The sequence below is a fragment of the Methyloglobulus sp. genome, assembly GCF_964779595.1.
Genome location: NZ_CBAROL010000058.1, coordinates 1 through 6,211 on the forward strand (window position 1 = coordinate 1; position 6,211 = coordinate 6,211).

At 45.9% G+C, this 6,211-nt stretch carries 6 protein-coding genes and 1 tRNA gene; 2 read left to right on the forward strand and 5 right to left on the reverse strand.

Features of this window, described 5'->3' with window-relative positions:
* Positions 1 to 610: 610 nt before the first annotated feature.
* Both AC1YY3_RS12535 and AC1YY3_RS12540 read left to right on the forward strand, forming a co-directional pair.
* A tRNA-Arg gene (locus AC1YY3_RS12535) sits at positions 611 to 687 on the forward strand.
* Between the two features lie 437 nt (positions 688 to 1,124).
* A complete protein-coding gene (locus AC1YY3_RS12540; RefSeq protein WP_482194541.1) occupies positions 1,125 to 3,908 on the forward strand; it encodes a hypothetical protein in 2,784 nt (927 codons plus the stop codon).
* Between the two features lie 271 nt (positions 3,909 to 4,179).
* Here the strand turns inward: AC1YY3_RS12540 and AC1YY3_RS12545 are convergent, their stop codons facing one another.
* From AC1YY3_RS12545 to AC1YY3_RS12565, 5 genes are read right to left on the reverse strand one after another with little or no spacing between them, the layout of a single operon-like run.
* A complete protein-coding gene (locus AC1YY3_RS12545; protein ID WP_482194542.1) occupies positions 4,180 to 4,404 on the reverse strand; it encodes a hypothetical protein in 225 nt (74 codons plus the stop codon).
* The gene (locus tag AC1YY3_RS12550; RefSeq protein ID WP_482194543.1) at positions 4,401 to 4,661 is read right to left on the reverse strand and encodes a hypothetical protein; all 261 of its coding nucleotides are present in this window, start codon (positions 4,659 to 4,661) and stop codon (positions 4,401 to 4,403) included. Before AC1YY3_RS12550 ends, AC1YY3_RS12545 begins: the two co-directional genes overlap by 4 nt.
* The gene (locus tag AC1YY3_RS12555; RefSeq protein WP_482194544.1) at positions 4,651 to 5,193 is read right to left on the reverse strand and encodes a hypothetical protein; all 543 of its coding nucleotides are present in this window, start codon (positions 5,191 to 5,193) and stop codon (positions 4,651 to 4,653) included. Before AC1YY3_RS12555 ends, AC1YY3_RS12550 begins: the two co-directional genes overlap by 11 nt.
* Before the next feature lie 2 nt (positions 5,194 to 5,195).
* Positions 5,196 to 5,717, reverse strand: coding sequence for a hypothetical protein (locus tag AC1YY3_RS12560; protein ID WP_482194545.1), 522 nt, complete (start codon positions 5,715 to 5,717; stop codon positions 5,196 to 5,198).
* A gap of 58 nt (positions 5,718 to 5,775) precedes the next feature.
* A complete protein-coding gene (locus tag AC1YY3_RS12565; protein WP_482194546.1) occupies positions 5,776 to 5,967 on the reverse strand; it encodes a helix-turn-helix transcriptional regulator in 192 nt (63 codons plus the stop codon).
* Positions 5,968 to 6,211: the final 244 nt, after the last annotated feature.

Consider the following 6,211-nt stretch of genomic DNA (forward strand, 5'->3'; position numbering starts at 1 on the left):
TTACGATGCAGATGGTAGTGCTACTAAATCATCACCAATTGAAATGGCAATTATTGGCATTGATTCACATGCAACCCTAACAGCGAGTGATTTTTTGATTGTTTAAGTCGCTCCTAATGTAACAGACACTTTAAAATATCAAAATTGGAGGTTAAGAAGCGTCTATGAAAGTCTGGGAAGTCCAAAGGGGCGAGTATTGGCACTATCTTTCGGAGTTATCAGCACTAGCTATTATTTTTGTATGAGATTGAAAAAATGTTAGGCTAAACCAAAGTTAAAAAGTTAAGGTTATACTAATTTGTGGTATATTTCCGCCTTGTAAAAAAACCTTAATTTATGGTTAAGCAATTTATAATTGGGGGTATTTTTTGGGGTATTCTATTTTTTCATAAATCGTACAACAGCTTATAATAAGACATAAATATGTTTTTAGTAATCCCTCGCTCCGCCAATAACATGTTTTAACTTTTAGAAACATGCGCTATCGCGTATAATTCTAACTAGCCGATTGTTGAAATTAAACGTAGGCAAAGCACTTGAGCGCTGACAGTACATTAAGCACGGCCAGCCAAAGTAAACACCGCATACGCTTAATTGCAGTTATCAAAATGCGCCCATAGCTCAGCTGGATAGAGTACTTGGCTACGAACCAAGGGGTCAGGAGTTCGAATCTCTTTGGGCGCACCATATAAAACAAAGGCTTACAGATTAAACCCTGTAGGCCTTTTGTCTTTTTATCTATTGAGGGGTAAACCTAGGGGTAAACTAAAATTTTGCTTTGCAAATAAAGTCGCGCATATTAATCTCGTCCAAAAATGATAAGTAGTGCTGATAACTCCGAAAGTGAGTCAGATACCCCAGCATCGGAATGCCTGCTTGCATGCTGTTGTTGACGTGCGTTTAAAATTGACCACCTGTGCGCGTTGAATTTTGACCAAGCGTTTAATTAAGTGTAGATACTACACCTCTGTGGATGAGTCGACCAAACTAACTAGCAGACATTAAACAATGACAGCCACTCACCAGTTCAAGCAAGTTTTGTAACCACCATTAGTTGATTATTTTTTATATGTGGGTAATAATATTACTAATTACTAATTACTAAAGCTAACTAATTGGTAAGCATGAATAAAATTATTACAGCCCAGCCCAGCCCAGCCCAGCCCAGCCCAGCCCAGCCCAGCCCAGCCCAGCCCAGCATGCTAAAACCTCGCCCACTCTTTATAGCGGGCTTTTTGTTATTAGTTTCGCTGTTCACATGGGCGCAAGACCCTGAGCAAGATAAGCTACCTGACCTAGGCGAGCCAGCCGCCAATACCGCTTCCATACAACCCAATATCAACGCAGACGGTGCTGGCTTCTCCTACCACGACAACAGCAACGGTTCATTATTCAGCATTCATCCCCAATACAACAGACAAAATGGGCTAGCCATTGGTGGCAGTCTTGCTCTGCCTGTTGGTACAAATAGCGCAGCCGGTATTTTACTGATGGCAGGGGAGGACAGAAACGAATGGCTAGTGAATGCGGGGATGGATTTAAACAGCAATCACCGCCTTATCTTCTCACTCGGTCAACTACGTCAAAAGCTAGACTTTAACTTCCTGTCCGGTAGCCAAAAGACCCAAGTCACGCAAGATAACGCTGCGCTAAGCTACCAATACCTATTCGGTCAAGACTGGCTCAATGCGGCTGAGATGCAGGCTTATATCAGCAACACCGATAGCATAAGCTTGTCCAGTAAGACCTACTACACCGAGACCGCTGACTTGTATGAGTTATGGCGCGATTCCTATCGGGTGGCTGGTGGTCGTGTCACTGGTGTGCAAGGTCAATTGGTCTTAACACCCAGCACTAGCACCACCATTAAGCTTGGCTTTGGTGCCGAGCGTCTGACTTATGATTACTTAACTGGGGATGACATCAGTACACGGGCCACCGGCAGTGCTGAATTGATGCAACGCTTAGACTACGGCTTTAACTTGCGTGCTTCTGCCAATGCTGGTGCTGCACAAAGTCGTTATGCGGTCGGTTTAGGCAAAAGCTTCCACAATGGCTCACAACTAGGCATTGATATTACCCGCATCCAAGGCCGTGACCACAGCTTTAACGATAGCCAAATCCAATTGAGCTACAGCCAAAGCTTTGGGGGTAATCCCACTGCTTCCTTGGCTAATAGCTCACCCACTTCAGATAATGCAGACACAACAAGCGCAACAAGTACGCCAAGCACACCAATGAATCCAGCCTCTGCTAATACAGAAACGTCTGCTACAAGCAGCAACGCATGGGCAAGCGCTTTAGTTGAACAAGTCTCGCGTCGTCCTAGCGTATTACCATCCCAAGTGATGGCTAAAGTGGACAGCACCGCCACTCCAACCCGGTTGATTGCGGTTGATAAGACGACGGTGCCAGAAGGTAGCAGCCTTAACGATACCACGGGTGTTATCACAGCCCCTGTTGATACCACAGTGGGTTCAGTAGCAGGCGTCAGTTTAATAGCAGGCGTCACCTTAAATGGCGCAGCCTTCACCAATAGTGGTCAATTTACCTTGTCTGGCAGCACAGATTTAGTGATTAACCCTAACTTGATAAGCCCGCCGGCAGTAGGCGTGACCGATACCTACGTGGTCACCATGAACAATAGCGCAGATGGTGGCACTACCTTAGCCACCGTGATGGTCATGCGTGGCTCGGTTAGAATTATTAGCGTGGTGATTAGCCCTGGTATCAGCACCCCCATCTTAACTGGCTTTGCGCTCAGTGCGGCCAGTGTGGCATTTGGTGCGGCCGCCCCCACCATTACTGCACCCACGTCAGCCAGTAGCGGCGCCATTACTTATAGCAGTAGCAATACCGCGGTTGCCAGCATAGACAGTCATCGTGTCATTACGCTGGTGGGTGTGGGTAGTGTGACATTCACCGCGACGCAAACAGCCCATGCTAATTATTTAAGCGCCACCATCAGCACCACGAGCTTGACGGTGACAACTCCACCGCCACCTCCACCGCCACCGCCACCGCCAGCCCCAGCCTTAATCCCAACCTTAACCGGCTTGGCGCTAAGTGCAAACCCTGTGGCATTTGGTGCAGCAGCCCCCACCATTACTGCGCCCACTTCAGCCAGTGTCGGTGCCATCACGTATAGCAGTGCAACAGCGGGGGTCGCCACCATTACCAGTGCTGGTGTGATTAGCATTGTAGGTGTCGGGTCAACCGTGATTACTGCCACTCAAGCAGCTGATGGTAATTATGTCACCGCCACGCAAGCAATTACCTTGACGGTAACAGCGGCCAATCAAGCCGCGCTTACTGCTAATGCTACCCTAACTTCAATAGTTGCCTTGACTGGCACCTCGACGTTAAGCACGTCGGGTGGTTCAGGAGATGGCGCCGTGACTTATGCCGTTACTGCGGGTCTCTGTACTATTGCTGGCACGACCCTCACGGCAGGCAATAGCCTAGTCACTTGTACGGTTACCGCCACCAAAGCGGCTGAGGGTAATTTCGCTGCCGCCACTGGCACAGTCAATATTACGGTGACACTACCAGCGGGCTACATTACCAGCAGTGGTGCCATCGGTGGTTACACCATTGATGGATTCACTTGGGCGCCTATTACGACGACAGCCAATTGGTCTACCGCTGCAGCTACTTGTAGCGCATCAACCGCATTGGGCTTATCAGATTGGAGGCAACCTACTCGGTTTGAACTACTCGCATTGTATAATTTGCGCAGTAGCGGAATCAGTCCTGCTGGCTGGGGTCCAACAGGCTGGACGTTGAGCAGTACTTGGTCGTCTTCGGACGCTGGTGGTGGAGCTCACTACTACAACACAATGAATAATGGCGGCGTTGCCACCGCCCTCGACAGCACCCTCTACTACGTGTCGTGTGTCCACAACTAGTCACGCCCGCTTATGGGGGTGAGCGCAGTCTAATCGCGTTTATAGGTCATTTGGCATAATGGGCATCACTCGGTAAGTAGTCACGTTGAATCGGCTCCAGCATTTCAGGGCAATTTTTTTGCGCAGACTTCCAATTACGTAGTGGCATCGTCCATTTCTTGCTGACAATTTCCCAGATAGAGCACTCAAATCCGAGGTTACAAAGCAAGGGACAATAGGCGACTGGTTAAGATTACATGAAAAATCTATTAGAGAGATTTAATCCATTTGGCTAACAAATATTTCCCATCAAATAGCCCCCATTTGGTTTTGGGTTCTGTTTAACTATAGTCAATATACGTTCAACAAACTCATCTTCTGTTTCGCTCTCAAGGCGCAAGTACACATCTCCGCCATACGTTAGCGTAGTTAGCTCAATCCCAAATTTAATAACAAAAATCTTCTGCTCTGATGGGGCTTTAGCTTCAATCTTTTTTAATCTATCGGAGAGTTTCATGCTTTCTCCTCTAGCTGGTTAATTCGCCTTTCAATATCATAAAGCTCAATCATTTTCCCTATCTGGGCTAATACATAAACAAGCCTCGTTCCATCGGATGTGGGTATTTTTTGCAACTTCATATCTCTATAAACCTTTGCCATTTCTAGACGAACATCATCAATCGTCTTTAGATGAATAGATGGGGTAGGCTTCATATAAGTGGGCTCAATACAAAGTGTCTCCAAAGTATCACCTTGAGTGATTTTAGTTTCCATTTGATGCACTCTCATATTCCCTCACAAACTTATCATCAATATAGCCATTCTCTAAAGACTGTACTTGACTTGGTTTAACTGTACTTGACTTAACTAAGGACTCGACACTACCCTGACGGGGTACCTGCGGGTTACCCGAGTCAGTTTCCATGTGTAAATTAGCGTCTTTAGCGGCTTTCTTCTTGGCATTAGTGATTGCTGCGCCACCTTTTCCAGCCATGCTTTGCTTTAACCTTCTATCATCTAAATGCTGACGATAGTCTTCTAATTCAGGGCAAGTAAGTGAGCCGTCTTTTTCATAAAGGAAACTTTTAACTTTGTCAGTAAGCGCAGTTTTAACTTCAGCAATATCGCAGCCAATGTATTTGGCTAATTCATCAGGCGATGCTGGCACTTGTTTGTTTTCCCAGCACTCGAGTCGTATTGTGTAAAATAATCCACGTTCTGCAATATTCATTAACCTAAAATGCCTGTTTGCTAACATGGTTGCAGCATACTCAAGATAGGCAGGTGGTCTTCGATTCTGCGCCATAATTAGACCACCTCCAAACTAAAACAATCGGCCGTGTGCTGTGGCGGTCGTTTTTTAGAGGGATGACTGCTTGGGCTTGGTCTTCCTATTACCTCACTGGCATTAGTGCTTAAAAACGCATCTGGCGTGACATTTTTAGGGTCTACTTTTGATTTTAGTTGATAGGGTCTGACGGCAAATAAGAAGCAATCGGTCATCTCACAATTTCTTATAGCCTCTCTGCAATTGCCATCCGCACCATCACCCACGCAACCACGGCAGATTTCAACAATAGCGGGTGCGTTTCTACCTTTAACCGCTTTCTGCGCTAGTGCGAATTCCTCCCTTAATGCAGGGGTCGCTGGGTTGTGCAATAAGCCAATATGGTCTTTGAGATACCACTTTAATGGTATTGCTTTGCTGTTAGGCCTTTTAGCAATCGCTAAATGTGCCGCAGTGAGTTTTTTGTGAGTGCTGCTCATGGTTGCATCGCCGCCCTTGAGATTGATATTTTGAGATTCGTAGTATGTGATTGTTTCAGGCAAGGCTTGCCTGAGAACTTACCCGCGTATTTTGGGTTCGCGTGAATCATGTGATTACCCCCTATGCTGCGTTAGATGCAGTGATGCGGGAATCAATCCACGCTTGAATGTCACTTTCAAGCCAACCAACTGAGCGTGCGCCTAGTGGTATGCTTTTGGGGAATTTGTCAGCAGCCATCAATGAATAGATGGTGCTACGACTTAAGCCAACCATGCTGATAACGCCGTTTAAGCGTTTGATAATTTTATTCATACTGTTGCCTTCCTTTGACTATTAAAACTACTAAAAATCACCAAGTCAGGCGGTATATTCGTTTAATACAATCCCACTGTATCCAGCGAAAGTATAAAAATATACAAATAACTATTGTATTTTTATACCAGTGGGTTAATATGCGCTCAGTTAGCTAAGAATTTCTATCTAACTAAACGAACTACCGAACAAATACCACCTTGCTGATATGTAGCAAATCAAGGTCAGGTAAACAGTGTAAGAC